The sequence below is a fragment of the Roseateles sp. GW835-FHT13E02 genome (assembly GCF_058794035.1).
Map to the genome: position 1 here is coordinate 1 of NZ_JBXAGJ010000023.1, position 25967 is coordinate 25967.

Annotated in this window: 31 protein-coding genes; 17 read left to right on the forward strand and 14 right to left on the reverse strand. The window is 67.2% G+C overall.

The genetic code is table 11. The annotated features are described in order from the left end of the window. Positions 1-262: 262 nt before the first annotated feature. From AC1Q6P_RS19695 to AC1Q6P_RS19705, 3 genes are all read right to left on the reverse strand, one after another. Positions 263-607 carry a hypothetical protein gene (locus AC1Q6P_RS19695; protein ID WP_102768005.1) on the reverse strand — a complete coding sequence of 115 codons (345 nt, stop codon included), beginning with the start codon at positions 605-607 and terminating at the stop codon, positions 263-265. Positions 608-831: 224 nt separating this feature from the next. Further along, positions 832-1605 (reverse strand): tetratricopeptide repeat protein, encoded by a 774-nt coding sequence (locus tag AC1Q6P_RS19700; RefSeq protein WP_102768004.1) that lies wholly within the window; start codon positions 1603-1605, stop codon positions 832-834. A 13-nt stretch (positions 1606-1618) separates the two neighbouring features. Next, on the reverse strand, positions 1619-2275 hold the full coding sequence (locus AC1Q6P_RS19705) for a TetR/AcrR family transcriptional regulator (protein WP_492665608.1): 657 nt from the start codon (positions 2273-2275) through the stop codon (positions 1619-1621). Between the two features lie 182 nt (positions 2276-2457). Here AC1Q6P_RS19705 and AC1Q6P_RS19710 point away from each other — a divergent pair, with 182 nt between their 5' ends. The 6 genes from AC1Q6P_RS19710 to AC1Q6P_RS19735 all read left to right on the forward strand — a co-directional run bounded on the left by AC1Q6P_RS19710 (position 2458) and on the right by AC1Q6P_RS19735 (position 7586). Continuing rightward, positions 2458-3366, forward strand: a complete 909-nt coding sequence (locus tag AC1Q6P_RS19710) for an ABC transporter ATP-binding protein (RefSeq protein ID WP_492665609.1) — start codon at positions 2458-2460, stop codon at positions 3364-3366. Further along, entirely contained in the window at positions 3363-4142 is a 780-nt protein-coding gene (locus AC1Q6P_RS19715) for an ABC transporter permease (RefSeq protein ID WP_492665610.1), read from the forward strand. Before AC1Q6P_RS19710 ends, AC1Q6P_RS19715 begins: the two co-directional genes overlap by 4 nt. Before the next feature lie 61 nt (positions 4143-4203). Then, a complete protein-coding gene (locus tag AC1Q6P_RS19720; RefSeq protein ID WP_102768000.1) occupies positions 4204-4473 on the forward strand; it encodes a BolA family protein in 270 nt (89 codons plus the stop codon). A gap of 124 nt (positions 4474-4597) precedes the next feature. Further along, positions 4598-5254, forward strand: a complete 657-nt coding sequence (hisG, locus tag AC1Q6P_RS19725; protein ID WP_102769610.1) for an ATP phosphoribosyltransferase — start codon at positions 4598-4600, stop codon at positions 5252-5254. A gap of 11 nt (positions 5255-5265) precedes the next feature. Continuing rightward, positions 5266-6579: a histidinol dehydrogenase gene (hisD, locus tag AC1Q6P_RS19730; RefSeq protein ID WP_492665611.1), complete on the forward strand. Its 1314-nt coding sequence runs from the start codon at positions 5266-5268 to the stop codon at positions 6577-6579. A gap of 128 nt (positions 6580-6707) precedes the next feature. Then, positions 6708-7586, forward strand: a complete 879-nt coding sequence (locus tag AC1Q6P_RS19735; protein WP_492665612.1) for a substrate-binding periplasmic protein — start codon at positions 6708-6710, stop codon at positions 7584-7586. 11 nt (positions 7587-7597) lie between these two features. On the opposite strand, the gene AC1Q6P_RS19740 is transcribed toward AC1Q6P_RS19735, so the two are convergent. Continuing rightward, complete coding sequence (locus AC1Q6P_RS19740) at positions 7598-9163, reverse strand: methyl-accepting chemotaxis protein (protein ID WP_492665613.1); 1566 nt, start codon at positions 9161-9163, stop codon at positions 7598-7600. A gap of 9 nt (positions 9164-9172) precedes the next feature. Here AC1Q6P_RS19740 and AC1Q6P_RS19745 point away from each other — a divergent pair, with 9 nt between their 5' ends. The 11 genes from AC1Q6P_RS19745 to AC1Q6P_RS19795 all read left to right on the forward strand — a co-directional run bounded on the left by AC1Q6P_RS19745 (position 9173) and on the right by AC1Q6P_RS19795 (position 16041). Next, positions 9173-9550, forward strand: a complete 378-nt coding sequence (locus tag AC1Q6P_RS19745) for a hypothetical protein (protein WP_442952993.1) — start codon at positions 9173-9175, stop codon at positions 9548-9550. Then, positions 9547-10005 (forward strand): PIN domain-containing protein, encoded by a 459-nt coding sequence (locus AC1Q6P_RS19750; RefSeq protein WP_492665614.1) that lies wholly within the window; start codon positions 9547-9549, stop codon positions 10003-10005. The genes AC1Q6P_RS19745 and AC1Q6P_RS19750 overlap by 4 nt, the downstream gene beginning before the upstream one ends. Positions 10006-10013: 8 nt before the next feature. Beyond that, complete coding sequence (gene hisC / locus AC1Q6P_RS19755; RefSeq protein WP_492665615.1) at positions 10014-11114, forward strand: histidinol-phosphate transaminase; 1101 nt, start codon at positions 10014-10016, stop codon at positions 11112-11114. A gap of 8 nt (positions 11115-11122) precedes the next feature. Beyond that, a complete protein-coding gene (hisB, locus tag AC1Q6P_RS19760; protein WP_492665616.1) occupies positions 11123-11749 on the forward strand; it encodes an imidazoleglycerol-phosphate dehydratase HisB in 627 nt (208 codons plus the stop codon). Between the two features lies 1 nt (position 11750). Next, complete coding sequence (gene hisH, locus AC1Q6P_RS19765) at positions 11751-12398, forward strand: imidazole glycerol phosphate synthase subunit HisH (RefSeq protein ID WP_171827547.1); 648 nt, start codon at positions 11751-11753, stop codon at positions 12396-12398. A gap of 143 nt (positions 12399-12541) precedes the next feature. After that, positions 12542-13285, forward strand: a complete 744-nt coding sequence (hisA, locus tag AC1Q6P_RS19770) for a 1-(5-phosphoribosyl)-5-[(5-phosphoribosylamino)methylideneamino]imidazole-4-carboxamide isomerase (protein WP_171827548.1) — start codon at positions 12542-12544, stop codon at positions 13283-13285. 409 nt (positions 13286-13694) lie between these two features. After that, positions 13695-14468, forward strand: coding sequence for an imidazole glycerol phosphate synthase subunit HisF (hisF, locus tag AC1Q6P_RS19775; RefSeq protein ID WP_492665617.1), 774 nt, complete (start codon positions 13695-13697; stop codon positions 14466-14468). Further along, the gene (rsmD, locus tag AC1Q6P_RS19780; protein ID WP_492665618.1) at positions 14465-15100 is read left to right on the forward strand and encodes a 16S rRNA (guanine(966)-N(2))-methyltransferase RsmD; all 636 of its coding nucleotides are present in this window, start codon (positions 14465-14467) and stop codon (positions 15098-15100) included. The genes hisF and rsmD overlap by 4 nt, the downstream gene beginning before the upstream one ends. A 50-nt stretch (positions 15101-15150) precedes the next feature. Then, positions 15151-15651, forward strand: coding sequence for a pantetheine-phosphate adenylyltransferase (gene coaD, locus AC1Q6P_RS19785; protein WP_263564576.1), 501 nt, complete (start codon positions 15151-15153; stop codon positions 15649-15651). Positions 15652-15655: 4 nt separating this feature from the next. After that, the gene (locus tag AC1Q6P_RS19790) at positions 15656-15784 is read left to right on the forward strand and encodes a hypothetical protein (protein WP_263299966.1); all 129 of its coding nucleotides are present in this window, start codon (positions 15656-15658) and stop codon (positions 15782-15784) included. After that, positions 15775-16041 (forward strand): YfhL family 4Fe-4S dicluster ferredoxin, encoded by a 267-nt coding sequence (locus AC1Q6P_RS19795; protein WP_263516862.1) that lies wholly within the window; start codon positions 15775-15777, stop codon positions 16039-16041. Before AC1Q6P_RS19790 ends, AC1Q6P_RS19795 begins: the two co-directional genes overlap by 10 nt. Before the next feature lies 1 nt (position 16042). Here the strand turns inward: AC1Q6P_RS19795 and AC1Q6P_RS19800 are convergent, their stop codons facing one another. The 10 genes from AC1Q6P_RS19800 to cobO form a co-directional block, all read right to left on the reverse strand. Continuing rightward, positions 16043-16603: a histidine phosphatase family protein gene (locus AC1Q6P_RS19800; protein WP_492665619.1), complete on the reverse strand. Its 561-nt coding sequence runs from the start codon at positions 16601-16603 to the stop codon at positions 16043-16045. Beyond that, positions 16593-17390: an adenosylcobinamide-GDP ribazoletransferase gene (locus AC1Q6P_RS19805; RefSeq protein ID WP_492665620.1), complete on the reverse strand. Its 798-nt coding sequence runs from the start codon at positions 17388-17390 to the stop codon at positions 16593-16595. Before AC1Q6P_RS19805 ends, AC1Q6P_RS19800 begins: the two co-directional genes overlap by 11 nt. 38 nt (positions 17391-17428) lie before the next feature. Further along, complete coding sequence (locus tag AC1Q6P_RS19810) at positions 17429-18292, reverse strand: sensor histidine kinase (protein WP_171827553.1); 864 nt, start codon at positions 18290-18292, stop codon at positions 17429-17431. 7 nt (positions 18293-18299) lie between these two features. Further along, positions 18300-19850 carry a DUF3369 domain-containing protein gene (locus AC1Q6P_RS19815; RefSeq protein WP_492665621.1) on the reverse strand — a complete coding sequence of 517 codons (1551 nt, stop codon included), beginning with the start codon at positions 19848-19850 and terminating at the stop codon, positions 18300-18302. A gap of 80 nt (positions 19851-19930) precedes the next feature. After that, positions 19931-20971 (reverse strand): nicotinate-nucleotide--dimethylbenzimidazole phosphoribosyltransferase, encoded by a 1041-nt coding sequence (gene cobT / locus AC1Q6P_RS19820; RefSeq protein WP_492665622.1) that lies wholly within the window; start codon positions 20969-20971, stop codon positions 19931-19933. A gap of 2 nt (positions 20972-20973) precedes the next feature. Continuing rightward, positions 20974-21765, reverse strand: coding sequence for an ABC transporter substrate-binding protein (locus AC1Q6P_RS19825; RefSeq protein WP_492665623.1), 792 nt, complete (start codon positions 21763-21765; stop codon positions 20974-20976). Further along, positions 21762-23384 (reverse strand): cobyric acid synthase, encoded by a 1623-nt coding sequence (locus AC1Q6P_RS19830; protein WP_492665624.1) that lies wholly within the window; start codon positions 23382-23384, stop codon positions 21762-21764. The genes AC1Q6P_RS19825 and AC1Q6P_RS19830 overlap by 4 nt, the downstream gene beginning before the upstream one ends. After that, entirely contained in the window at positions 23381-24448 is a 1068-nt protein-coding gene (locus AC1Q6P_RS19835) for a pyridoxal phosphate-dependent aminotransferase (protein ID WP_492665625.1), read from the reverse strand. Before AC1Q6P_RS19835 ends, AC1Q6P_RS19830 begins: the two co-directional genes overlap by 4 nt. Then, positions 24445-25383 carry an adenosylcobinamide-phosphate synthase CbiB gene (gene cbiB / locus AC1Q6P_RS19840; protein ID WP_492665680.1) on the reverse strand — a complete coding sequence of 313 codons (939 nt, stop codon included), beginning with the start codon at positions 25381-25383 and terminating at the stop codon, positions 24445-24447. Before cbiB ends, AC1Q6P_RS19835 begins: the two co-directional genes overlap by 4 nt. A gap of 13 nt (positions 25384-25396) precedes the next feature. After that, on the reverse strand, positions 25397-25966 hold the full coding sequence (cobO, locus tag AC1Q6P_RS19845; protein WP_492665626.1) for a cob(I)yrinic acid a,c-diamide adenosyltransferase: 570 nt from the start codon (positions 25964-25966) through the stop codon (positions 25397-25399). Position 25967: the final 1 nt, after the last annotated feature.

The following is a 25967-nucleotide window of genomic DNA, read 5'->3' on the forward strand; positions in this document are numbered from 1 at the left end:
TGAACGAAGCGAACGCAGGGAGCGGAGTGAGTTATGCGCCAGCCCCGAGGTGCGAGCAGCGCAGGGAAGTCGGCCCGAGAGGGCCGACCCCGGAACCATGAGCCCGGTGGCGGCGCGGGCTGCAGGGCCTCACGAGCCAAACCAAAGGCTGCTTTGTGCTCATCACCGCCGCCCGCCCACCAAGAAAAAAGCGCGCAAGCCCCCTTGGGAGCTGCGCGCCTTTTGCGGCTGAATCACGAGCGCCCCATGCAGGGCGCTTGGATCACTTCTTGTCGACTTGGTCGGCCAGGTTGGGCTTCAGGTTCGGCTTGATGTTGGGGCGGCCGGCGGCGGTCGGGTAGGCGTTCATCACGCGGGTGGGGTCCACGCTGGCCAAGTAGGCGTTGTACTGCTTCTCGGTGCAGCCGATGGTCTTGTTGCCTTGCTTCTCGCCGCGGTACTCGCCCTTGCGGTAGACGAATTGGTACTCAGCGGCGGCCTGGGCGGGCTCGATGCTGGACTGGTACTTGGCGGCGCATTCCACGCGCAGGGCGGTGGCTTCGGGGGTTTGGGCCCAGGAGGCCGCGGCCAGCGGGGCGAGGGCGAGGGCAATCAGGGTGCGCTTCATGGTGGATCAACCTTTTCGTGTCGGGGTGAGGTGAAGTCCGCGGGCTCGGTCAAGCAGCTGGCTCGAAGGTGTCCGCCTCAGATGTCACAGCTTAGCCAGCCTGCTGCTGAAAATCCATCCGCGAGTGCGGGGGGAGGCGGCTTTCCATCCAATTGAAAACGTGCGTTTGTGCACGCTTTTCCGGGCTTTGGCCGCGCTGTTTTCAAGCGCTGTCACACAGCCGATCAGTCTTCCAGCTCTTCTCGCGCCATTTCGACGTCCAGGCATTCCATGGCGTCCATGGGCTCGCAAGCGGCGGCATCGGCATAGAGGCTTTCGGCCTCTTTCATGCGCTTGTCGCCTTCCAGCATGACCAGGCCGTTGGCCCGCTCGATCATGGCGATGGCGCTGCTGGGGTTGAGCTTGATCGCCTGCTCGAACATCTTCAGGCCGGTGGCAGTGTCCGCGCCCTGGGTCTTGCCCAGCAGCTTGCCGACCTTGTCGATCACCTCGGCATGGAAGGCGCCCAGGGCGATGTGGGCGTCGGCATGCTTGGGCGCCAGCTCGATGGTTTTCTCGAGCGCGTTCTTGACCTTGCTGCCCAGGCCTTGGGCCAGGGCCTTGGCCACACTGATGCCCTGACCGTAGCGGCCGATGGCATAGGCCTGCCAGTAGTAGGCGGCGGGGTTCTTGGGCTCTTCCTGCTGCTGGGCGTCGGCGCGCTCGGCCACTTCCAGGAACATCTCAAGCTTGGTCTTCTCTTTCTTTTCCAGGTAGTTGGCGTAGATGGCCTGGGCCTTGTTGGCCACCGTGATGCCGGCGCCGCCGGCGGCCAGGCCGGCCTCGTAGGCTTTCTGGAAGTCGCCCGCGTGGAAGTGGATCCAGGCCTCGACCACGGCCGCGTCCTTGGGCCAGGGCTCGGCGTCGCCGGCGTGCAGGCGGGCCCAATGCTTCTTCAGGCTGGCGGCGCTGTACTGGAAAGCGCTGTTGTCATGGGGGAAAGCGGTCCACTTGGCCATGGTGCGGCGTCCTTCAGGTTTGGTACTGGTTGGCAAGGGCGAAGAGGTGATCCTTGGAGGCCGGCTCCAAGTAAGGCAGCAGCAGGCTCAGCACATGGAAGGCGCCGCGCATCAGGGCGGCACCGGCCTGCTCGGGCTCCAGGGCATGGCGCGGGTCGCGTACGTATTCGAAACTGAGCCAGTAGCTGAGCAGCACGACCATGGAGTTGGCGGTCGGCCCGGCCTCGCGCAGCGCCATCTCCAGCGCGCCGCCTTTTTGCAAGCCGGCCAGCACCGCGCGCATGGCCTGGTTCTTCTGTGTCAGCACGTTCTGGAAATGCATCTCCAGACGGCGGTTCTTGGACAGCAGATCGTTCAGATCGCGGTAGAGAAAGCGGTGCTGCCAGATCAGCTCGTAGAGCATGTGGAAGAACAGCCAGGCGTCCTCCACATTGCGCACATTCTCGGCCGCCACCAGCAAGTCGCCCAGCTCCCGCTCGTAGCGGTTGAAGAGCGCATTGATCAGCTCGTCCTTGGCCGGGTAGTGATAGTAGAGGTTGCCGGGGCTGATGCCCAGCTCGGCGGAGATCAGCGTGGTCGAGACATTGGGCTCACCAAAGCGGTTGAACAGGTCCAGCGTGACTTCGAGGATGCGCTCGGCGGTCCGGCGTGGCGGCTTTTTTGTGGCCATGTAAAGGTTGTCTCCTGCTTTGGCTGATTCTGGCATCAAGCAGCGGGGCCGCTCTAGAGTTTGGCTACAAATGGCACCGTTTGCCTGCTGAAAACCCTGGGCCAGCGGGGGCGGGTCTTGCTTCCTACAATGCCTGCATGCAGCCAACAGTGTCTTCAGCGTCGTCGCATGGCGGGCCCTCGGTGCCCGCCATTTCATTTCAGAAGGTCTCCAAGACCTACCGCGGGGGGCAGGTCCGCGCGCTGGACGGTGTGTCCTTCGACATCGCCCAGGGCGAGTTCTTCGGCCTGCTGGGCCCCAATGGCGCGGGCAAGACCAGCCTGATCAGCATCCTGGCCGGCCTGGCCCAGGCCAGCGTTGGCAGCGTCAAGGTCATGGGCCATGACGTCGTGACGGATTACGCCGCGGCCCGCCAGGCTCTGGGCATCGTGCCGCAAGAGCTGGTCTTCGACCCCTTCTTCAGCGTGCGCGAGGCGCTCAAGATCCAGAGCGGCTATTTCGGTGTGCGCAACAACGAAGCCTGGATCGACGAGCTGCTGGAAAACCTCGGCCTGGCTGACAAGGCCCACGCCAACATGCGCCAGCTCTCGGGCGGCATGAAGCGGCGCGTGCTGGTGGCCCAGGCGCTGGTGCACCGGCCGCCGGTGATCGTGCTCGATGAGCCCACCGCTGGCGTTGACGTGGAGCTGCGCCAGACCCTGTGGCAATTCATTGCCCGCCTCAACCGCGAAGGCCACACGGTGCTGCTAACCACCCATTACCTGGAAGAGGCCGAAGCCTTGTGCGGCCGCCTGGCCATGCTCAAGCTGGGCCGCATCGTGGCGCTGGACCGAACCTCGGACCTGCTCAAAGGTCGCGCCTCGACCATGCTGCGCTTCAAGACCGATGCCGCCCTGCCGGCCTCGCTGCAAGAGCAGGCCCGCACCACCGGCCGCATCGTGCAGATCAAGGCCCATGACGCGGCCGAAGTCGAAACCGTGCTGGCCACGCTGCGCGCGGCGCAATGCCCGATCGAAGACCTGGAGATCGGCCGCGCCGACCTCGAAGACGTGTTCCTGGAAATCATGCAACAAGAAGGGAGCGCGGCATGAGTGGCGGCGGAGGTATTCAATTGAAGGGCGCCGGCACGCTGTTCTACAAAGAGGTGCTGCGCTTTTGGAAGGTCAGCTTCCAGACCGTGGCCGCGCCGGTGCTGACGGCGGTGCTCTACCTGCTGGTCTTCGGCCATGTGCTGGAAGATCACGTCAAGGTCTACGGCACGGTCGGCTACACGGCCTTCCTGATCCCGGGTCTGGTGATGATGAGCGTCTTGCAGAACTCGTTTGCCAATTCGTCCTCCAGCCTGATCCAGAGCAAGGTGACCGGCAACCTGGTCTTTCTGCTGGTGACGCCGCTCTCGCACTGGGCCTGGTTCGTGGCCTATGTGGGCGCCTCCATGGTGCGCGGCATGGTCGTGGGCCTGGGCGTGTTGCTGGTGACCTTCTGGTTTGCGCCGCCGGGCGTGTCCAACCCGTTGTGGATCGCTGCCTTCGCCCTGCTGGGCGCCGGCATGATGGGCACCCTGGGCCTGATCGCCGGGCTCTGGGCTGAGAAGTTCGATCAACTCGCCGGCTTCCAGAACTTCATCATCATGCCCATGACCTTCCTTTCGGGCGTGTTCTATTCGGTGCATTCGCTGCCCAGCTTCTGGCAGGGCGTCAGCCATCTGAACCCGTTTTTCTACATGATCGATGGCTTCCGCCACGGCTTCTTCGGCGTCAGTGATGCCTCGCCCTGGCTGAGCCTGGCGGTGGTCGGCGGCAGCTTTGTGGCGGTGGCCAGCCTGGCGCTGGAACTGCTGCGGCGCGGCTACAAGATCCGCTCCTGAAACCGCGCTGCAACTGCCCTGCAACCCCGTATCGCGCGCTTGAAACTAGAATCGAGGGCTTATGGCCGACCCGACACCCGCTGAAGTCCAGCAATACATCGCCGCAGGCCTGCCCTGCGAGCACCTGCACGTCGAAGGCGACGGGCGGCATTTCTTCGCCACCATCGTGTCCTCGGAGTTCGAGGGACTGAGCCGCATCCGCCGTCACCAGCGCGTGTACGCGGCCCTGGGTGAGCGCATGCGCGAGCAGATCCACGCGCTGTCCATGAAGACCCACACCCCGGCCGAGCATGCTGCCACGGCGGCGGCATCGCATCACCATCACGCCTGAACCGGCATCCGCAACAAATCTTCTGGATTGAGATGCGGGTGGCGGTGAGACGCCCCACCCAGGTGAATCTCACGGCCGTCCGCTGAATCCCCAGATTCAGACCCACCAAGGACCGACGCCCATGATGATCACCCTGGCACTCTCCAAAGGCCGCATCTTCGAAGAAACCCTGCCGCTGCTGCAGGCCGCCGGCATCACCGTGCTCGAGGACCCGGAGAAATCGCGCAAGCTGATCCTGGCCACCAACAGCCCCGAGGTGCAGGTGGTGCTGGTGCGCGCCAGCGATGTGCCCACCTATGTGCAGTACGGCGGTGCTGATCTTGGCGTGGCTGGCCGCGATGTGCTGATCGAGCACAACCATGCCCTGGGCGGCAACGCCGCCGGCATGTACCAGCCGCTGGACCTGAACATCGCCCGCTGCCGCATGAGCGTGGCGGTGCGCGATGACTTCGACTACGCCCGCGCCGTCAAACAGGGCTCGCGCATCCGCGTGGCCACCAAGTACACGGAAATTGCCCGTCAGCACTTCGCCGACAAGGGCGTGCACGTGGACCTGATCAAGCTCTACGGCTCCATGGAGCTGGCGCCGCTGACCGGTCTGGCCGATGCCATCGTCGACCTGGTCTCCACCGGCAACACGCTCAAGGCCAACCGCCTGGTCGAGGTCGAGCAGATCATGGACATCTCCTCCCGCCTGGTGGTCAACCAGGCCGCGCTCAAGCTCAAGCGCGAGCCGCTGCGCCGCATGATCGACGCCTTTGCTTCTGCCATTCCGAAGTGAGAACGAACGCCATGTCCCTGCAACTTCGTCAACTGAACACCGCCAGCGCCGATTTCGAAGCCGAGTTTCAGCGCGTGCTGCACTGGTCGGCCGAGGCCGACGCCGCCATCGAGGGCCGGGTGGCCGAGATCCTGGCCGATGTGCGCGCGCGCGGCGATGCCGCCGTGCTGGAGTACACCGCCCGTTTCGACCGCCTGCAGGCCGCCAGCGTGGGCGAGCTGGAGCTGAGCCGCGAGGAGCTGAAGGCCGCCTTCGAGGCCATCAGCCCGGCCCAGCGCAGCGCCCTGGAAGCCGCCGCCGCCCGTGTGCGCAGCTATCACGAGCGCCAGAAAGCCGCCTGCGGCGAAAGCTGGAGCTACCGCGACGAAGACGGCAGTCTGCTGGGCCAGAAGGTCACGCCGCTGGACCGCGTGGGCATCTATGTGCCCGGCGGCAAGGCGGCCTACCCGAGCAGCGTGCTGATGAACGCCATCCCCGCCCAGGTGGCCGGTGTGCCCGAGATCATCATGGTGGTGCCCACGCCCGGTGGCGAGAAGAACCCCCTGGTGCTGGCTGCGGCCTATGTGGCCGGCGTGCACCGCGCCTTCACCCTGGGCGGCGCCCAGGCTGTGGCGGCCCTGGCCTATGGCACGGCCACGGTGCCGCGCGTGGACAAGATCACCGGCCCCGGCAATGCCTATGTGGCCAGCGCCAAGAAGCATGTCTTCGGTCAGGTCGGCATCGACATGATTGCCGGCCCCAGCGAGATCCTGGTGCTGGCCGATGGCTCCACGCCGCCCGACTGGGTGGCCATGGATCTGTTCAGCCAGGCCGAGCATGACGAGCTGGCACAAAGCATCCTGCTCTGCCCCGATGCCGCCTACATCGCCCAGGTGGCTGAGGCAATCGAGCGCCTGCTGCCCACCATGCCGCGCCAGGCCATCATCCGCGCCTCGCTGGAAGGCCGTGGTGCGCTGATCCAGACGCGTTCGATGGAAGAGGCCTGCTCTATATCAAACCGCATCGCGCCCGAGCATCTGGAAGTGTCCAGCCGCGACCCGCATCGCTGGGAGCCGCTGCTGCGCCACGCCGGTGCTATCTTCCTGGGCGCCTACACCAGCGAATCCCTGGGCGACTATTGCGCCGGGCCGAATCATGTGCTGCCCACCTCGGGCACGGCGCGCTTCTCCTCGCCGCTGGGCGTCTACGACTTCCAGAAGCGCAGCAGCCTGATCGAGGTTAGCGAAGCCGGCGCGCAAAAGCTGGGTCCGATCGCCGCCGAGCTGGCCTATGGCGAGGGCTTGCAAGGCCATGCAAGGGCGGCGGAGTTGCGCCTGCGCGCCTGAGGCCGGCTGCATCGGCTGAACTTTCGGGCTGCGCTGCGCCCAGACCCGGGGTTAGCGAGTTGTCGGCGGCGGCCCGGGCTGTGGCAGAGTCAGGTTTCTGCGTCTGCCATGGCTCTGCGCCTCCTGTCTTGACCTGCCTGCCCCGCCGTCAACTGCTGATCAGTGCCTTGCCTGTGGCCAGCTTGGCGCCGGGCTTTTGCTTGGCTGCGGCGGCGCCGCCGCTGCGCGTGCGTTACCCGCGGCCCATGCGCGAGATCGACCCCAGCAGCTGGTACCCGCTGCAATTGCTCAAGCTGGCGCTGGAGGCCTGCGGCGTCAGCTGTGAGCTGGAGCCCACGCGCCAGGTGATGGTGCAAAGCCGCGCCTTGCTGGACCTGCAGAACGGCCAGGACGGGCTGGACATCGCCTGGAGCATGACCAGCATCGAGCGCGAGCGGCACCTGCTGCCCATCCGCTTCCCGATCTACAAAGGCCTGTACGGCTGGCGCCTGATGCTGCTCAAGCGCGGGCTGGAGCCGCATCTGCTGCGGGAGGTGCGCAGCCTGGCCGATCTGCGCCGCTACAGCCTGGTTCAGGGTCATGACTGGCCGGATACCGCCATCCTGCGGGCCAATGGCTTGCAGGTGGTGACCGGCTCCTCCTTCGACGCCATGTTCAGCATGCTGCGCCTGGAGCGCGGCCAGGCCTTTCCGCGTGCGCTGCTGGAGATCGACTGGGAGCTGGAGAGCCATGCCGACAGCCTGGCCATCGACCCCCATCTCTGCCTGCATTACCCGACGGCCATGTATTTTTTCGTCGGCCGCGGCAACGAGCGCCTGGCCGGCCTGGTCGAGCGTGGCCTGAATCGCTTGCTGGCCAAGGGCAGCTTCGAGCGCATCTTCATGCAGTACCACGGCGCCATCCTGGCCCGCCATGTGCTGAGCCGGCGCCGGGTGCTGGAACTGCACAACCCCTTGCTGCCGCCCGAGACGCCGCTGGCGCGCAAGGAGCTGTGGATGCAGCCTTGAAGAATCCTGGCTCAGAGGCGGAAGCGTTTTGCCGCCTCGTGCAGCAAGGCCCCCTCGCTCTGCAGTTCGATGGATTCGCTGGCCGTTCGATCGACCATGTCGCTGTTTTCTCGGATTCGTTTGGCGATCCCGTCGAGCAGGTTTTGCAGCTCGGCGATCGAACCGAGCTGCTGCTGCAGTTCATGGCTGCTTCCCTGAATCAGGCGGCTGACTTCGGTGACTTGCTCGACCATGGCGTCGATGGTGTTGCGCGTGTGCTGAACCGCATCTGCGCCGCGCTCGACTTGGGTGCTGCTGCCAGCGATCAGATGCTTGATCTCCAGTGCGGCATCTGCGCTGCGCTTGGCCAGCGTACGCACCTCGCTGGCCACCACGGCGAAGCCCCGTCCGGCCTCTCCGGCGCGCGCCGCCTCCACCGCCGCGTTGAGGGCCAGGATATTGGTTTGGAAGGCAATGCCGTCGATCACGCCGGTGATGTCTGCAATGCGGCGGCTGCTTTGTTCGATTTCGTCCATGGCGCCGACCACGGCCTGCATGTCCGCACTGCCTTGGCGTGCCAAGCTGGCCGCTTGTTGTGAGCGCTCGTTGGCCTCGGCCGCCGAACTGGCGCCGACCTTGGCCTGCGCATCCATGGCTTGCAAAGCGGCGCCCGCGTTCTCCAGGTCGTGTACTTCCAACAGGGCACGCGCCGAGAGCTCTGCATTGGCTTGCGAGATATTGCGGGAGCTGCTGTCGATATGACCTGCGCCCTGCTGCACTCGCGCGATCAACTCGCGCAGCTTGAAAACCATGCTGGCGATATCGCCACGCAGCTTGCGCAATTCATTGCGGCTGTGGGCGTCGTTGGCGTTGCTGCGCTCTTCCAGGGCTTCCTGCCGCAGATCTCCCTCGGCCACGGTGCGGGCCACGGTGGATGCTTGCGTCAGGGCGCCCATGATGGAGCGTTGCAGGCTCCACAAGCTGCCCCCGAGCAAGAGCACGGCCAGGCCTCCGACGATCAGCATGCCCAGGTAGCCTTGCCAGCGGGTGCGGTCGAAACGCTGCATGGCCTGCTCGGCGAACTGGTTGCTGGTCTTGACGGTTTCGTCCACCGCCTGGCGATGGGCGAGGTAGCGTTGGTGGGCTTGATCCAGACCGCGGCGGGCGGCCTCCGGGTCCTGCCGGATCAAGGGCTTGAGCACCTGCTCACGCGCCAGATCGAGCAACTGCTGCGCCAGTCGGTGCTGTTCCCCCAGGAGCTGGCGCTCCAAGCCGTGAGGCGGGTGCTGGGTCCAATGCTGAACGCGGGCCTCGTACTCTGCTTGCAGTCGCTGGACTTCGGCCTGCGCCATTTGTAGGCTGATTGTTTGTTCCACTGCCTGGGACAGCACCAGGCGAAGCTCGATCAGATACATGGGGGGCGGCAGGATGTCGGCCACCACATCCTTGGCCACAAAGCTCTGCTGCGCGTCTTCGTGCAGCTGTTCGAACCCGCGCACGGCCTGGCCGAGCAGCAGGCCGGTGGCCAGCAGATTGGCGGCAATCAGCAGGGCGAAGCGGGTTTTGAGCGAGAGGCTGGACAGGTCAAAACGGGACATGCGAGCTCCATGGCAGTTGAGGCACCCAGCGATGGCCGCGACGGCTCGGTCGCGTGGGTCGTCCAGCTCATGTTTTCGACCGTCCGGCTGGAAAGTCTGAGCGCTGTTTGCTTTCGATTCGACACGAACTTCGTGTTTCACGGACTTCGTGTTACTCTGCGAGCCGTGAAAAACGTCACCATCTCCATGGAAGACAGCGTCGCCGAATGGGCCCGGCTCGAAGCTGCGCGGCGCAACACCAGCGTTTCGCGCCTGGTCGGCGAGATGCTGGCCGAGAAGATGCGCCACGACGACGCCTACGAGCGCGCCATGCAGGATTGGCTGCACCGCGAGCGCAGCTGGGCCTCGGACGGCGCCGCCTATCCGCAGCGGGGCGACGCGGCATGAGTGCCGTGCTGGCCATCCGCGAGCCGGTGTTTGTCGACACCTCGGTGCTCATCCTCAGCGAAGACGGCGCCCAGCCCGAGGCGCGCGAGCAGGTCATGGCCGTGCTGCGCCTGCTCTGGCAGCAGCGCCGTGGCCGGCTCTCGACCCAGGTGCTCAACGATTTCTACCGCCTGGTCACCACCCGCATCCAGCCGCCCATGCCCAATGGCGACGCGCGGGCCGAGGTGCGGCGCTACCAGCGCTGGCAACCCTGGGCCATCGATCACGCGACGGTGGAAAGCGCCTGGTCGATCGAAAGCCGTTTCGGCCTGCCCTATGCCGACGCCCTGATCGTGGCCGCCGCCAAAGCCCAGGGCTGCAGCCGCCTGCTCAGCCTGGAGCTCAAGCATGAGCTGCAGCTGGACAGCGTGCAGATCCTCAACCCCTTGCTGATGGTGCCCGAGGCCCTGCAATGACGACGACCATGAACCGCCCCAGCGACGCCCCCGCCGATTCTCTGCCGCAGGCCCTGGCCGCCATCCGGCCCGATGTGCGCGCCATGAGCGCCTACCCGGTGCAGGGCAGCGCCGGCCTGATCAAGCTGGACGTGATGGAGAACCCGTTTCGTCTGCCGGTCGAGTTGCAGGAGGCCCTGGGTCGCCGCCTCGGTGCCGTGGCGATTAACCGTTATCCGGCCGAGCGCACCCGCGAGCTGGCCCTGGCCCTGGCCGCCCATACCGGCATGCCCGAGGGCTGCGACATCGTGCTGGGCAATGGCTCGGACGAGTTGATCACCTTGCTGAGCATGGCCGTCAGCCAGCCCGGCGCTTGCGTGCTGACGCCGCTGCCCAGCTTTGTGATGTACGAGCATTCGGCCCGTTACCAGGGCCTGGGTTTTGTCGGCGTGCCACTGCGCGCGGAAGACTTTGAGCTGGACGGCCCGGCCATGCTGGCGGCGATTGCGCAGCACCAGCCAGCGCTGATCTACCTGGCCTACCCGAACAACCCGACCGGCAATCTCTGGGACGCAGCCGTGATCGAGCAGATCATCGCCGCCGCGCCCGGCCTGGTGGTGATGGACGAGGCCTACCAGCCCTTTGCCGCCGCCGACTCCATGGCCTGGCTGCGCCGCCACCCGAATGTGCTGGTCATGCGCACCATGAGCAAGTTCGGCCTGGCCGGAGTGCGCATCGGCTATCTGATGGGCCGCAGCGAGCTGGTCGCGCAGATCGAAAAACTGCGCCCGCCCTTCAATATCGGCGTGCTCAATGCCGAGGCCGGCCTCTTTGCGCTCGAACATGCCGAGGTGTATGCCGCGCAGGCGGCCGAGCTGCGGGCCCAGCGTGAGCGGGTCCTGGCGGCGCTGCAAAGCCTGCCTGGCGTGCAGGTCTTCCCCAGCCAGGGCAATATGCTGCTGGCACGGGTGGCGGACGCGGCGGCCACGTTCGCCGCCATGAAGGCGCGCGGCGTGCTGATCAAGAACGCGTCCAGCGCCCACCCCTTGCTGGCCAACTGCTTGCGCATCACCATCGGCACGGCCGAGGAAAACACAGCCATGCTGGCTGCCTTGAAAGAAAGTCTCTGAGCATCATCATGACGAGCACCGATCTGGTCCTGAGCCCCACACCCGCGGCGCGCATCGCCGAAGTCAGCCGCAACACCAAGGAAACGCAGATCCGCGTGCGCGTCAACCTTGACGGCACGGGCGAGGCCCGCCTGAACACCGGCATCGGCTTCTTCGACCACATGCTGGACCAGATCGCCCGCCATGGCCTGATCGATCTGGAGATCGAAGCCAAAGGGGACTTGCACATCGACGGCCACCACACGGTGGAAGACGTGGGCATCACCCTGGGCCTGGCGGTGGCCCAGGCGGTCGGCGACAAGAAGGGCCTGACGCGCTATGGCCACAGCTATGTGCCGCTGGACGAGGCGCTGTCGCGCGTGGTGGTCGATTTCTCCGGCCGACCCGGCCTGGCCATGGATGTGAGATTTACCGCCGGCTCGATTGGTGCGTTCGACACCCAGCTCGCCTTCGAGTTCTTCCAGGGCTTCGTCAACCACGCCCTGGTGTCCTTGCATGTGGACAACCTCAAGGGACATAACGCCCACCATCAGTGTGAAACCATCTTCAAGGCCTTCGGCCGCGCGTTGCGCATGGCCCTGACCCTGGACCCGCGCTCGCTGGGCGTGATCCCCTCGACCAAGGGCAGTCTTTGACATGAAGCGGACTGTTGCGGTTGTCGACTACGGCATGGGCAATCTGCGCTCGGTTTCGCAGGCCGTGCTGCATGTGGCGCAGGACTCCGGGCTGGAGGTGGTGATCACCTCCGAGCCCGAGGCCGTGCGCGCCGCCGAGCGCGTGGTGCTGCCGGGGCAGGGCGCCATGCGTGACTGCATGCGCGAGCTCAAGGATTCCGGCCTCCAGCAAGCGGTGCTTGAAGCCGCCGCCAGCAAGCCGCTGATGGGCGTCTGCGTGGGCATGCAGATGCTGCTGGATCACAGCGAAGAGCAGGACACGCCGGGCCTGGGCTTGATTCCCGGCCGCGTGCGGCGCTTCCAGTTGGAAGGTCAGCTGCAGCCCGATGGCAGCCGCTACAAGGTGCCGCAGATGGGCTGGAACCGCGTGCGTCAGGCGCAGCCCCATGCGCTGTGGGCCGGCATCCCCGATGAGAGCTGGTTCTACTTCGTGCACAGCTTCTATGCCGCGCCGTTAGATGCGCGCCACAGTGCCGGCGAGACCGATTACGGCCTGCGCTTTACCTGCGCGGTCGCCCGGGATAATATTTTTGCCACCCAATTCCACCCTGAAAAAAGTGCTGCGCTGGGTCTCGCCCTGTATCGCAATTTCCTCCACTGGAAACCCTGAGCGTCTCACCTCCTTGACCCAGCCATCATCGATATGCATCCATGCATGCGCGGTCTGCTCGGGTACTTGAGTTTCAGCGGCTTTGACCCCTGTTCCTGTCCTTCCGTCCAACCCCATCTACTTCCTCACCACTGACCTCGGCCATGTTGCTGATTCCTGCTATTGACCTGAAAGACGGTCGTTGTGTGCGCCTCAAGCAAGGCGATATGAACGAGTCCACCACCTTCGGCGAAGACCCAGCAGCCATGGCGCGTCGCTGGATCGACGCCGGTGCGCGGCGCCTGCATCTGGTCGACTTGAACGGCGCCTTCGCGGGCAAGCCGGTCAACGAGCCGGCCATCAAAGCGATCCTGCGCGAGGTCAACGGCGAGATCCCCGTGCAGTTGGGCGGCGGCATCCGCGATCTGGACACCATCGAGCGCTACCTCGATGCGGGCCTGAGCTACATCATCATCGGCACGGCTGCAGTCAAAAACCCCGGCTTCCTGCAGGATGCCGCCACCGCTTTTGGCGGCCACATCATCGTCGGCCTCGACGCCAAGGACGGCAAGGTCGCCACCGATGGCTGGAGCAAGCTGACCGGTCACGAAGTGATCGACCTGGCCCGCAAGTTCGAAGGTTATGGCCTGGAAGGCGTGATCTACACCGACATCGGCCGCGACGGCATGCTGACGGGCATCAATATCGAAGCGACCGTGAAGCTGGCGCAAGCCTTGACGATTCCCGTGATTGCCTCGGGCGGCCTGTCGAATATGGCCGATATCGAAGCGCTTTGCGCCGTTGAAGGCGAAGGCGTGGAAGGCGTGATCTGCGGCCGCTCCATCTACACCGGCGATCTGGATTTCACCGCGGGCCAGGCGCGCGCGGACGAGTTGTCCTTGGGCTGAAGTGCGCAGCTGCGTCTGTGCTCGACACAAAGTAGCTGCTTAGATCTGTCTGTTGCACAGGGGGATCGGGCGAGTGCTTCCGCTCATGTCCTCCGGCCTGTGCTGTGCACAGGCCTCCCCCTTTACTTCGCTTCAGCACTCACCCGATCCCCCTTTGCAGCGCAAACGGTCGTCGTCGTTGAGGTTGAGCAGCTGCGCTGGATCGGGTCGGCTGGGTGCTCTGCGCAGTGAAGTCAAGGAGGAGGTGTCCGACGCAGTCGGGCGCCGGGGGACATGAACGGAGCAGAGTGCCCAGCCGACCCGATCAACCCCCGCTCCAAGTTCGGCTTCGTGCCGATTCTTGCCAACTCCAGGTCGATCAGACTGCCGTCTGCTCTTCTCTTTTTTCTCTCTCTCGCGAAAGCTCGTCATGCTGGCCAAACGCATCATTCCCTGCCTGGACGTGACCGCCGGGCGGGTCGTCAAGGGCATCAACTTCACCGAGCTGCGTGACGCGGGCGATCCGGTGGAGATCGCGGCGCGCTACAACGAGCAGGGCGCCGATGAGTTGACCTTTCTCGACATCACCGCGACCAGCGATGGTCGCGACCTGATCCTGCACATCATCGAGGCCGTGGCCTCGCAGGTCTTCATTCCGCTGACGGTGGGCGGCGGCGTGCGCGAGGTGGCCGATGTGCGGCGCCTGCTCAATGCCGGCGCCGACAAGGTCAGCTTCAACTCCGCTGCCGTGGCGCGTCCCGAGCTGATCCGCGAAGCGTCCGACAAGTACGGTGCCCAGTGCATCGTCGTCGCCATCGATGCCAAACGCCGCGCCGAGGGCGACGCGCGCGGCCCGGGCTGGGATGTCTACACCCATGGCGGGCGCAAGAACGTGGGCCTCGATGCGGTGCAGTGGGCCAAGCAGATGGCCGAGTTCGGCGCGGGCGAAATCCTGCTGACCAGCATGGACCGCGACGGCACCAAGAGCGGCTTTGATCTGGCGCTGACGCGCGCGGTCAGCGACGCCGTGTCGGTGCCGGTGATCGCCTCGGGCGGCGTCGGCTCGCTGGAGGATCTGGCCGATGGCATCACGATCGGCGGTGCCGATGCGGTGCTGGCTGCCAGCATCTTTCACTACGGCCAGCACACGGTCGGCGAGGCCAAGGCCTTGCTCGCCGCGCGCGGCATTGCGGTGCGGCAATGAGCGGCGGTCGCCCCCGCTCCAGCGCGGCCGCCAAGGCAGGCTCGGCTGCGCCGCAGTCGAAAACCCATGGCTCGCCCCGCATGGCGCCGCGCGAGGTGCGCATCATCGGCGGCCAGTGGAAACGCTCCAAGCTGCCGGTGGCCGACCGGCCAGGCCTGCGGCCCACGCCCGACCGCGTGCGCGAAACCCTGTTCAACTGGCTGGGCCAGGACCTCGATGGCTGGCGTGTGCTCGATGCCTTTGCCGGCAGTGGCGCCCTCGGTTTCGAGGCCGCCTCCCGCGGTGCGGCTGAAGTGCTGCTGCTGGAGCGTGACGCCGAACTTGCACGCAGCCTGAATGCCAGCAAAGTTCGCCTCAAGGCCGACACCTTGCGAGTGGAGAGCAGCGACGCCCTGGCCTGGATGGCGCGTTGCGCGCCGGCGCGCTTCGAGCTGGTGCTGCTTGACCCGCCGTTTCAGCAGGACTTGTTCCTGCCGGCCCTGCGTGCGGCCCTGCCGCTGCTGGTGCCGGATGGCCTGGTCTATCTGGAGTCCGGTGAACCCATCGTGGCGCCGGAAGAGCTGGGCCTGGAGGTCTGGCGCTCGGGCAAGGCCGGGGCCGTGCATTTCCAGGTCTTTCGGCGCAAGGGATAATTCCAACTCGCCAACGCCGTGGTCCAGAGCCTCTCCGCCGGACCGATTCCATGAGCCGACCTTCGCTGACCGCCGTCTACCCCGGCACTTTCGATCCCTTGACCCTCGGCCATGAGGACCTGCTGCAGCGCGCCTGCCGCATGTTCGACCGGGTCGTGCTGGCTGTGGCGGCCGCTCACCACAAGCGCACCCTGTTCAGCCTGGATGAACGCCTGGCCATGGCGCGGGAACTGGCTGGGCCGCTGCCGCAGGTCGAGGTGATTGCCTTCAGCGGCCTGCTCAGCGAGTTTGTTCTGGGGCAGGGCGGCCAGGCGGTGGTGCGCGGTGTGCGCTCCAACAGTGATTTTGAATACGAGTTCCAGATGGCTGGCATGAACCGCCACCTGATGCCTGGTGTCGAGACCGTGTTCCTGTCCACCTCGGACGCCTACCAGTTCGTCACCGGCACCTTTGTGCGCGAGATCGCGCAGCTCGGCGGCGACGTCAGCAAGTTTGTCTCGCCACTGGTGCTGGCGCGTTTGCAAGAGCGCTTGGCGCGGAAGGAGGGCTGATTCCATGGCGTTGATGATCACGGACACGGGCGAGGGGAATCCGCAAGGCATGCCTTGCGCCCTCGCGCGCGGGCTGCGCATGCAGGCGCTGCCCGTTTTCGTCGGTTTGGAGGAGGGGGCGCTATGGCGCTGATGATTACCGACGAATGCATCAATTGCGACGTCTGCGAGCCCGAGTGCCCCAACAACGCCATCTCCATGGGCGAAGAGTACTACCAGATCGCGCACGACAAGTGCACCGAGTGCGTGGGCCATTTCGATGAGCCACAGTGCGTGCAGCTTTGCCCGGTTGCGTGCATCCCGGTCAATCCGGCCCATGTCGAGGACAAGGAAACCTTGATGGCCAAGTACCTGCGATTGACCGCGGTCTCGACCACGCCGGCGGCCTGATTCAGACCGGGCCGACCCGCAGCGCCCAGCATTCGCCGTAGCGCGGGGGCGCTGGCCACACGGCCGCGTTTGGGGTTTTGAGCAGCCCTTCTCGTTCCATCCACTGGCGTGCCAACATCCAGCCGCCATGGCTGATCAGCAGCCCGCCCGCCGGCACCGGCCAGGCGGCCGCGCGCGCCAGAAGTTGCCTCAGGGATTCGCCGCCGCCCGGCGCGTGGCCGGCAAAGTCCTGCATCCAGGGCTCGAAATCGTCGGTGCTCAGCTCGGCCCAGGGGCGGCCGTCCCAGGCGCCGAAGTTCATCTCGGCCAAGGCCGGATCGATGTGATGCCGCCAACCCCAGCGGCGCAGCCAGTGGCCGACGTCGGCGCAGCGCTGCAGTCCGGAGCTGTGCACCACATGGGGCAGGCGGTGGCGGCGCGCGAAGCGCTGAATGCGCCGGGCCAGGCGCTTGGCGCGGCGCCGGTCGACCTGCAGATCCGTGCCCGCGCCGATGCAGCGGCCGGCCGCGCCCTCGGGTTTGGGGTGGCGCCAGACCCAGGCTTGGGCAGACTCAAGCGGCATGGGCCACGGCCAACAGACCCAGCAGCAGGCCCAGTTCCACCAGCTGCTGCGTGGCGCCGAGGTTGTCGCCGGTGTAGCCGCCGAGGCGGCGTTTCAGCATGGACTGCATCCACCAAGTCAGGCCCAGGCCGGCCAGGCTGGCAGCGCCGAGCGCCGGCAGCAGGCCCGGCAGAAGAACCAGCATGCCGCCGGCCAGGGCCAAGGGCCAGAGCAGGCCCGCGAACACCGTGCCCAGGCTGGCCTCGGTGGCCAGAGGCTTGGCCTTGGCATGCTCGGCATCGCCAGCGTAGGGCAGGGCGTGCATCAGCCAGACCGGCGCCAGGCGCGAGGCGCTGTGGGCCCAGATCAGGGCCAGCAGGGCCAGCATGGGGCTGTGCTCGACCAGGGCCAGCAAACACGCGGCCTTGAGCCCCAGCATCAGGATCAGGCCCAGGGCGCCGTAGCTGCCGATGCGCGAGTCCTTCATGATGGTGAGGGCCTTCTCGCGGCTGACCGCGCCGCCCAGGCCATCGCAGCTGTCGGCCCAGCCATCTTCGTGGAAGCCGCCGGTCAGCCAGATGCTGGCGGCCATGCTCAGGCCCACCGCCACCATCGGTGGCCACAGCCACAGGGCCGCGCCCAGCACGGCGGCAGACCAGGCGCCGACCAGCAGGCCCACGGCCGGAAAGTAGCGCCCGCAGGCCTGCAGCCAGGACGGCTCAAAGCCGACCCAGGCGGGCACGGGACAGCGGGTGAAAAACTGCAGGGCGATGAAGAACAGGCGAAGCTCGTGGAGCAGGACAGGCATGCGGAGGGGAGAAGAAAAGAACAGGTGCGCGCTCGCAATCAATCGCGCAGGGGGAGATCGACACGGAAGCCCAGGCCGGGGGCATGGGCCTCGTCCACCACGATCTGGCCGCCCATCTGCTCGCACAGCTTGTGCACGATGTAGAGGCCCAGGCCCGAGCCGCCGCTGCCGCGGCGGGTGGTGAAGTAGGGCTCGAACATGCGCGCCCGCACCTCGGGCGGCACACCACGGCCGTTGTCGCTGAAGTGCAGCTGCAGGCGCTCGCCTTGGCTGTGCAGGCGCACGCGGATCAGGCGCGGCCGGTCTTCGGGCTGCTCTTGAAACGCATGGGTCAGGGCATTGACGATCAGGTTGGAGACGATTTGCGAGAACTGGCCGGGCACCAGGGTGGCGTGCAGGTGCTCGGGCGTGTCCAGCTCGACGCGGGTCTGCGCGCTGCGCAGCACGGGGTTGTGGGCCATGACGATGCCGCGCAGATAGGGGCTGAGGTCCACATGCATCTCAGCGGCGCTGGACTGGTCCACGGCCAGGGTCTTGAAATTGCTGATCAGATCGGCTGCTCGGGCCAGGTTGTTGTTGACCAGTCGGGCGCCGTCTTCCAGCTGGCTGGCCAGGGTCTGCAGCTCGCTGCGGCTGACCTTGTCGCCGCTGAGTTTGCGCGTCAGGCTGCGGGCGAACTCTTCCATGCCCGAGGCGGCGGTGACGGCGATGCCGATCGGCGTGTTGATCTCATGCGCCACGCCGGCGACCAGATTGCCCAGGGCGGCCAGCTGTTCCTGCTCCAGCAGGCGCTCGGTGGCGAGTTGCAGCTCGCGCTGCAGCCGCTGCAGCTCTTGCTGCGGCGTTTCGCCCGGGCCGGTGGGAACCGAGCCGCTCATGTCGGAGGGAGTCAGGCTGCTCATGGCGGCCTCAGGAATCCGGGTAGCGGGTGTAGATGTCCTTGACCGCGGGCAGGTTGGCCATCAGCTTGGCCACCAGATCGGGGTCGAACTGCAGGCCGGCCTGTTCCTGCACATAGCTCAGTGCTTCGTCGAAGTTCCAGCTCTCCTTGTAGCAGCGCCGGCTGACCAGGGCGTCCAACACATCGGCCAGGGCGACGATGCGGCCGGCGATGTGGATCTGCTCGCCCAGCAGGCCGCGCGGGTAGCCCTGGCCGTCCCAGCGCTCATGGTGCTCGTGGGCGATGATGGCGCCCAGCTGCAGGATGCGCTTGTCCGATTTGCTCAGCAGCTCAAAGCCGATGCGCGAGTGGGTTTTCATCACCTCCCACTCCTCGGCGTCCAGCTTGCCGGGCTTGTTGAGCACACGGTCGGGGATGCCGATCTTGCCCACATCGTGCAGGGGCGCGGCCTGGCGCATGAACTCGACCTCGCTGCTGCGCAGGCCCGAGAGCTCGGCCAGCAGGGCGGCCAGCTCGCCCACGCGGCGCACATGGGCGCCGGTTTCCTTGCTGCGGCGCTCGACCGCCTCGCCGATGATGTAGACGGTGGAGCGCTGCGTGTCCTGGATCTCCTCGCGCAGCAGCAGGGCTTCGTAGGTGATGGCGACATTGGCGCAGAAGATCTCCAGCAGCTCGCGCGACTGGGCATCCACTGGCTCGGAGAAGGTCATGTAGAGCAGGGTCTCGTTGCCGCTGCTGCTGCGGTAGTAGCCAACGAAGTGGTGGGCGTCGAAGGAGCTGACCTGGTCGTCCAGCGCGCGGTCCAGGGCCACCTTCACTTCGGCCGGCAGGTTGCTGATCTCTTCATCGACCAGCAGGCGCGAGTACTCGGTGGTGGCCGCCAGCACCTTGAGCCGCCCCTCGATGTGCGAGGCCGCGTAGGCCGCCACGCGGCTGGCACACAGGCCCTGGGCTTCATAACCGAGCAAATGCGCGGCTTGCTCCAGCACGGCCGAGGCAAAGCGGCGCAGATTGTGCGAGTCGTAGATGCGGGTGATGGCGTCGATCGAGCGGCGCAGGGCCAGGCGCGACTGCTCGATGATCATGATGTCGCGGTAGCTGCGCAGCGCTGCGTAGAAGACCGTGATCAGCTTGCGCTTGGTCAGCTCGGTCTTCTCCTTGTAGTCGTTGATGTCGTAGCTCTTGATGACATGCTCTTCCGGCGCCTGCCCCGGCTGGCCGGTGCGCAGCACGATGCGCACATGGTGGTTGTCCAGCTCTTCGCGGATGTAGCGCGCCAGGTCCAGGCCGGCATGCTCGGACTCCATCACCACATCGAGCAGGATCAGGGCAATGTCGCGCCGGGTCTTGAGCAGCTCGCGCGCTTCGGCGCCGCTGTAGGCATCGAGGAACTGCAGGCGCCGGCCGCTGAACTCGAAATCGGCCATCACCAGCTGGGTGACCTGGTGCACGGCCACATCGTCGTCCACGATCATGACGACCCAGGGCTCCAGCGCCTTGGGGGCGTTGCCGTCGGTATCCAGCTCGGGGCTCTCGTCAGCAAAAACCAAATCCGTCATGGCGCATGTCCTGATGCAGCGTGGCTGGCCCGATTATGGCCACAGCGCAAGCCCTGTAAACAGAGCTTTGGGCAATGATTTCAGTGCTGTTCGCTGACGCCGGCCGAGGCGAAGCTGGCCATTTCGGTCAGGATGCGGCAGGCGGATTCCAGCAATGGCCAGGCCAGGGCCGCGCCCGAGCCCTCGCCCAGGCGCAGGCCCAGGTCGAGCAGGGGCTCGGCCTGCAAGGCCTCCAGCATCAGGCGGTGGCCGCTCTCGTTCGAGCGGTGGGCAAAGATGCAACGCTCCAGCACCGCCGGCTGCAGGCGGGCGGCCACCAGCACCGCGCTGCTGGCGATGAAGCCGTCGACGACGATGACCCGTCGCTCCAGCGCCGCCTGCAGCACCGCACCCACCATCATGGCGATCTCGAAGCCCCCGAACGCCGCCAGGGCCTGCAGCGGCGCCTGGGCCTGGGCATGCAGGTCCAGCACCTCCTGCAGCACCGCCACCTTGCGCGCCAGGGCGGCATCGTCAAGACCTGTCCCCCGGCCGGTGCAGTCGGCCACCGGCAGGCCTTGCAGCCGGGCCAGCAGCAGGGCGGCGCTCGAGGTGTTGCCAATGCCCATCTCGCCCAGCAGCAGGGCATTGCCAGGCTTGCTGCGCAAGAGGTTCTTGCCGGCAGCGATGGCGGTGGCGCATTGGTCGATGCTCATGGCCGCTTCGGCCGAGGCGTCGCGCGTGCCGGGCGCGATCTTGGCGATGATCAAACCCTCGCGCGGCGCAAAGTCATGGGCCACGCCGGCATCGACCACGCTCAGCGTCAGGCCATGCTGACGCGCCAGCACGCTGATGGCGGCACCGCCGGCCAGGAAGTTCTCGACCATCTGCCAGGTCACATCGCTGGGGTAGGCCGACACGCCGCGCCGCGCCAGGCCGTGGTCGCCGGCGAACACCATCATCTGCGGGCTTTGGAGCTGCGGCGTCTCGCTGCCCAGGATCAGGCCCAGGCGCAGCATCAGGGTTTCCAGCTGCCCCAAGGCACCCAGGGGCTTGGTCTTGCCGTCGATGCGGGCCTGCAGGGCGGCGGCGAGGGCCGGGTCTTGCAGGGGGGCGATGTCGGGGATCAGATGCTCGGCCATGGTCATGGGTTCTCCGTGGAATCTTGAAACAGGGATTGCAGGGCGGCCTGCACCTGGCGGGCGCCGCGCTCGATGGCCGTGGGGCCAGGGGCCAGGATGTCGGCCGATTTGATCTCGATCAGGCGTGCGCCCAGCTCAGCAAAGCCGGGCCGGGCCAGCACCCGCTCGGGCACGAAGCGCTTGCCGCACCAACTGCCCAGGATCAGCTCGGGCCGGCGCGCCAGCACCTCCGCGGGGCTGACGATGCGCTCGCGCGCCAGGCTGGCGCGGGCGCGGTCGGCAAACACATCCTCGCCGCCGGCCAGCGCGATGATCTCGCTGACCCAGCCGATGCCCATGATCAGCGGCTCGTCCCATTCCTCGAAGCAGACGCGTGGCCGGCGCGGCAGCTGGCGGCCGATGGCGGCGATCTCGTCCTGCGTGGCCTGCAGCTGGGCGCAGAGCTGCTCGGCCTGGGCCTCATGGCCGACCAGGGCGCCGAGCGCGCGCACCATGGCATGGATGCCGGCCAGATCGCGGTGGTCGAAGCTGAGCGTGGCCAGGCCGGCGGCCTCGCATTCGGCCAGCAGCGGCTTTTGCAGGTCCGAAAAGCCGATCACCAGATCCGGCTGCACGGCCTGGATCTTCTCCAGCTTCATGGTGGTGAAGCCGCTGATCTTGGGCTTCTCTTGGCGTGCCTCGGGCGGGTAGACGGTGTAGCCGGAGATACCGGCGATGCGCGCTTGCGCACCCAGGCGGTAGAGCGTGTCCACGGCTTCGGTGGACAGGCAGGCGATGCGTTCGGGGCGGCTCATGGCTTGGCGCTCGGGTCCTGGAGCAGGCCCATCAGGGCGCCGGGCTCGAAATGCTGTTCGATGTAGTCGGCCAGGCCGTCGAAGACCGCGTCCAGGCCGGGCAGGCTTTGGCCGAAGAGGGCGCGCAGCACCGTGTCCTGCTCAAACAGGCCGTGGGCGTAGAGGCCCAGCACCGAGCCCTCGCGCCAGCCGATGGCCTCGCCCGCCTCGTTGCGCAAGGCCACCTGGGCCGGCGCCAGGCTGGGGTGCTGGACGGTGCGGCCGTGGTGGATCTCGTAGCCGCCGGCGGCCACGCCGCTCAGCGGGGCCCATGGCCCTTCGAGCTCGGCAAAGCGCAGATCGCAGGGGCGCAAGAGCTTGTCGCGTTCGAACTGGGTGACCAGGGGCAGCAGGCCCAGGCCCGGCGCATTGCCGTCCAGGCCATGCGGGTCGAGCAGGCTTTCGCCCAGCATCTGCAGGCCGCCGCAGATGCCCAGCACCGGCCGGCCGGCGGCGGCATGCTGGGCGATCGGAAGGTCCAGGCCTTGCGCGCGCAGCCAGGCCAGATCGGCCGCCACCGCCTTGGAGCCGGGCAGGATGATCCAGTCCGCCCCCTCCAGCTCGGCCGGGCTGCGCGCCCAGTTCAGGCGCACGCCGGGCAGGCTGCGCAGGGGCTGGAACTCATCGAGATTGGACAGTCGCGGGTAGGCGATGACGGCGATGCGCAGGCGCGCCTGGCCGCTGCCGGTGGGGCGGTCGTCGTAAACACCATCCTCCTCGGGCAGGCCGTGGCCGCGCCACATCGGCAACACGGCCAACGTCGGCACGCCGGTCAGCGCCTGCAGCTGCTCCGGCCCCGGGGCCAGCAGGCGAGCATCGCCACGGAAACGGTTCAGCACAAAGCCGCGGATCAGCGCGCGCTCCTGCGCCGGCAGCAGCTGGTGCGTGCCGTAGAGGTGGGCAAATGCGCCGCCGCGGTCGATGTCGGTCACCAGCAGGCAGGCGGCGCGCACCTCCAGCGCGGTGCGCATGTTCACGTAGTCGCTGCTGTGCAGATTGATCTCGGCCGGCGAGCCCGCGCCCTCGATCACCACCACATCGTTCTCGGCCATCAGTTCATGCAGGGGCGGCCGGGCGCGCAGCCAGAGCTGCTCGCTGCGCTCGCGCCAGGGCCACTCGGTCAGCACCGGGTCCACCTCGCCGAGCACGATGACCTGGGATTTCGTGTCCGCCTCGGGCTTGAGCAGCACCGGGTTCATGCGCACCTCGGGCGTGCGCCGCGCGGCCAGGGCCTGGAAGTACTGCGCGCTGCCGATCTCGCCCAGGCGGCCGTATTCATGACTCAAGCCGGGCGCCGGGCCGTCCCAAGCCCGGCTTGAGCGGTCCAGGGCGGGTCGATCCCGCTCTGGACTCGCGCCCCCTCGGGGGGCCGACTGCGTACCCGCAGGCGGGAGGCCCACAACCACTCGGGCGTTGTTGCTCATGTTCTGGGCCTTGAACGGCGCGACCTTGAGGCCTTGCCGGGCGTAGTAGCGGCACAGGGCGGTGGCCAGCCAGCTCTTGCCCGCGCCGCTGGTGGTACCCAGCACCATCACGGCCTTGGCGGTCTTTCTTACTTGTTCTTCTTTTTGGGGCGTCATTGCGGGAGGTCCTTGATCGCTTGGTACAGGGCGGCCTGAGCGCTGGGCGGCTGGGTCGAGACGCGCAGCCAGCCCGGCAGGCCGAAGCTGCGGGCATCGCGCAGCTTGATGCCGCGCTGGCGCAGCGCGCGCAGCAGGCTGTCGCTGTCCTGCTTGGGCCGGGTCAGCCAGAAATTGCCGCAGCTCGCCTCACTTTGCTGCCAGCCCAGCTCGGCCAGCAGCGCGCGCTGATCCTGCCGCCATTCGCGCAGCTGGGCCCTGACCTGGCTCAGATAGCGCTCAGTTTCCGGCTTGCACCATGCCTGCAGCAGGGCGCAGCCCTCGCTGGCCAGCACCCAGCTGGGCGCCAGCTGCAGGGCCAGGGCTTGAAGCGGGCAGGCCGCGGGCGCCAGCAGATAGGCCGCGCGCACGCCGGTCATGCCGAGGGCCTTGTTCGGGCAGACCAGGCGCCAGGCGCGCTCGGCCAAGTCGGCGGGCAGGGCGCAGGCGCCGTCCAGGCGCAAGGGCTCGTACGCCTGATCCACGGCCAGGATGGAGGCGCTGTCCTGCAAGGCCAGGTCCAGCACCATCCACTCGTCGAGGCTGAAGCTTGCGCCTGTCGGGTTGCACGGGTCGCAGACCCAGACCAGGGCTGGTGCGGCGCAGGGCAAGCCGTCTTCTTGCCGGCCCAGGCCCTGAACCAAGTCCTGGCTCGCTGCATAACGGTGCACCTGCAGACCCAGGGCCAGGGCTGCGGCCTCGTAGTCGGCAAAGCCGGGGCTGGGCAGCCAGACATGGCGCAGGCCGGCGCGCAGGGCCGCCAGGCTCAGGCGCCGGATCGCTTCGGCCCCGCCCGAGGCCGGCAGCACGCGCTCGCCCTCTTCCAGGCCGTGCGCCGCAGCCAGGCGCTGGCGCAGGGCGCGGTACTGCGGATCGGGGTAGCGGCTGCGGTCGGCATCCAGCACCGCCTGCCAGAGCGCCGGCGGCGGGCCCAGGGGGCTGGCATTGCTGGAGAAATCATGGCGTGGCGTCGGGCCGCCGTCGGCGCCGCCATGCTCGGGGATGAAAGGGAGCGCGGCGCTCATGACAAGCCGCCACGCAGCCAGGCCGCGCCAAGTGCCAGCAGGCCGGCGTTGAGCAGGAGGCTCCAGCGCGCCAGGCCCAGGGCCGGCGCCAGATCGCCGCGCTGCGGCGCGCGCCCTGCTTCATTGAGGCAGTAGACCCCGGGCTTGCCCAGGCTCAGACCCAGGCGCAAAGCCAGGGCCGCCATGGGCCAGCCGCTGTTGGGCGAGGGCGTGCGGCGCGCCTGACTGAACAGTGACAGCCATAGCTTGGGCCGGCCGAGCAGCAGGCCCAGGGCGGTCAGGCGCGCGGGAATCCAGGACAGGGCGTCGTCGGCGCGCGCCGCCCATTTGCCCGACCATTCGCGCCGGTCGCGGTAGCCCCACATGGCATCGGCCGTGTTGGCAAAGCGGTAGAGCGCCGCGCCGGGCAGGCCGGCGATCATGGCCCAGAACAGGGGTGCCACCACCGAGTCATTGAGGTTCTCGGCCAGGGTCTCCAGCGCAGCCTCGCGCACCTCGGCCTCGCTCAAGTGCGTGGTGTCGCGGCTGACCAGTCGCGCCAGCCGCGCCCGCCCGGCCGGCAGCGATTCGGCCAGAGCCGTCTCGACGGCCGCCACCTCTTCGCGCAACATGCGCCAGGCCAGCAAGGGCTTGAGCAGCAGGCCCAGCAGGGCGGCAGCCAGCAGCAGGCGCGTGCCGCTCTGCCAGGCTTGCAGCTGCGTGATCAGCAGCGTCTCCAGCCCGGCAGCGAGGACGATGCAGGCCGCCCCGCCCAAGCACCAGGCCAAGGCGCCACCGACGAATGCCAGGCCCGCCGGCTGCCGCGCCAGCGCTTCCGTGAACAGGCCCAGATACTTGCCCATGGCCACCACCGGATGCGCCCACAGCGGCGGCTCGCCGCAGAGGCGATCGATCGCCAGGGCGAAGGCAAACGCCAGCGGCAGCAGCCAGGCCATGTTCATGGGCTGCTCAATCTTCTATGCCGCGCTGCGCTGGCACACCCGCCTTGAAGTGGTGCTTGATCAGCGTCATCTCGGTCACGGTGTCGGCCAGTGCTATCAGCTCGTCCGGCGCGTTACGTCCGGTCAGCACCACATGGACATGGGCCGGCCGTTCGCGCAGGGCTTGCAGCACCGGCTCGAGCGGCAGCCAGCCGTAGCGCAGCGGGTACATGATCTCGTCCAGCACCACCAGGAAATGTTCGCCCGTGGCAATGGTGGCAGCGGCGCGAGCCCAGCCATCGCGGGCCAGCTGGGCGCTGTGCTCCAGGTCCTTGCTCTTCCAGCTGAAGCCATCGCCCAGGCCTTCGATGGGCACACCGAGCTGCTCGAACAGGCGGTGCTCGCCAAAGCGGGCGCTGGGCACTTTCATGAACTGGTAGATCTTGACCGCCTTGCCGCGGCCATGGGCGCGCAGGGCCAGGCCGAAGGCGGCCGTGCTCTTGCCCTTGCCGTCGCCGGTGTGGACCAGGATCAGGCCGCGGCGCTCGGCCGTGGGGATGATGCGTTCGCGGTCGACGGGGGGTTTTTCGATTTCCATG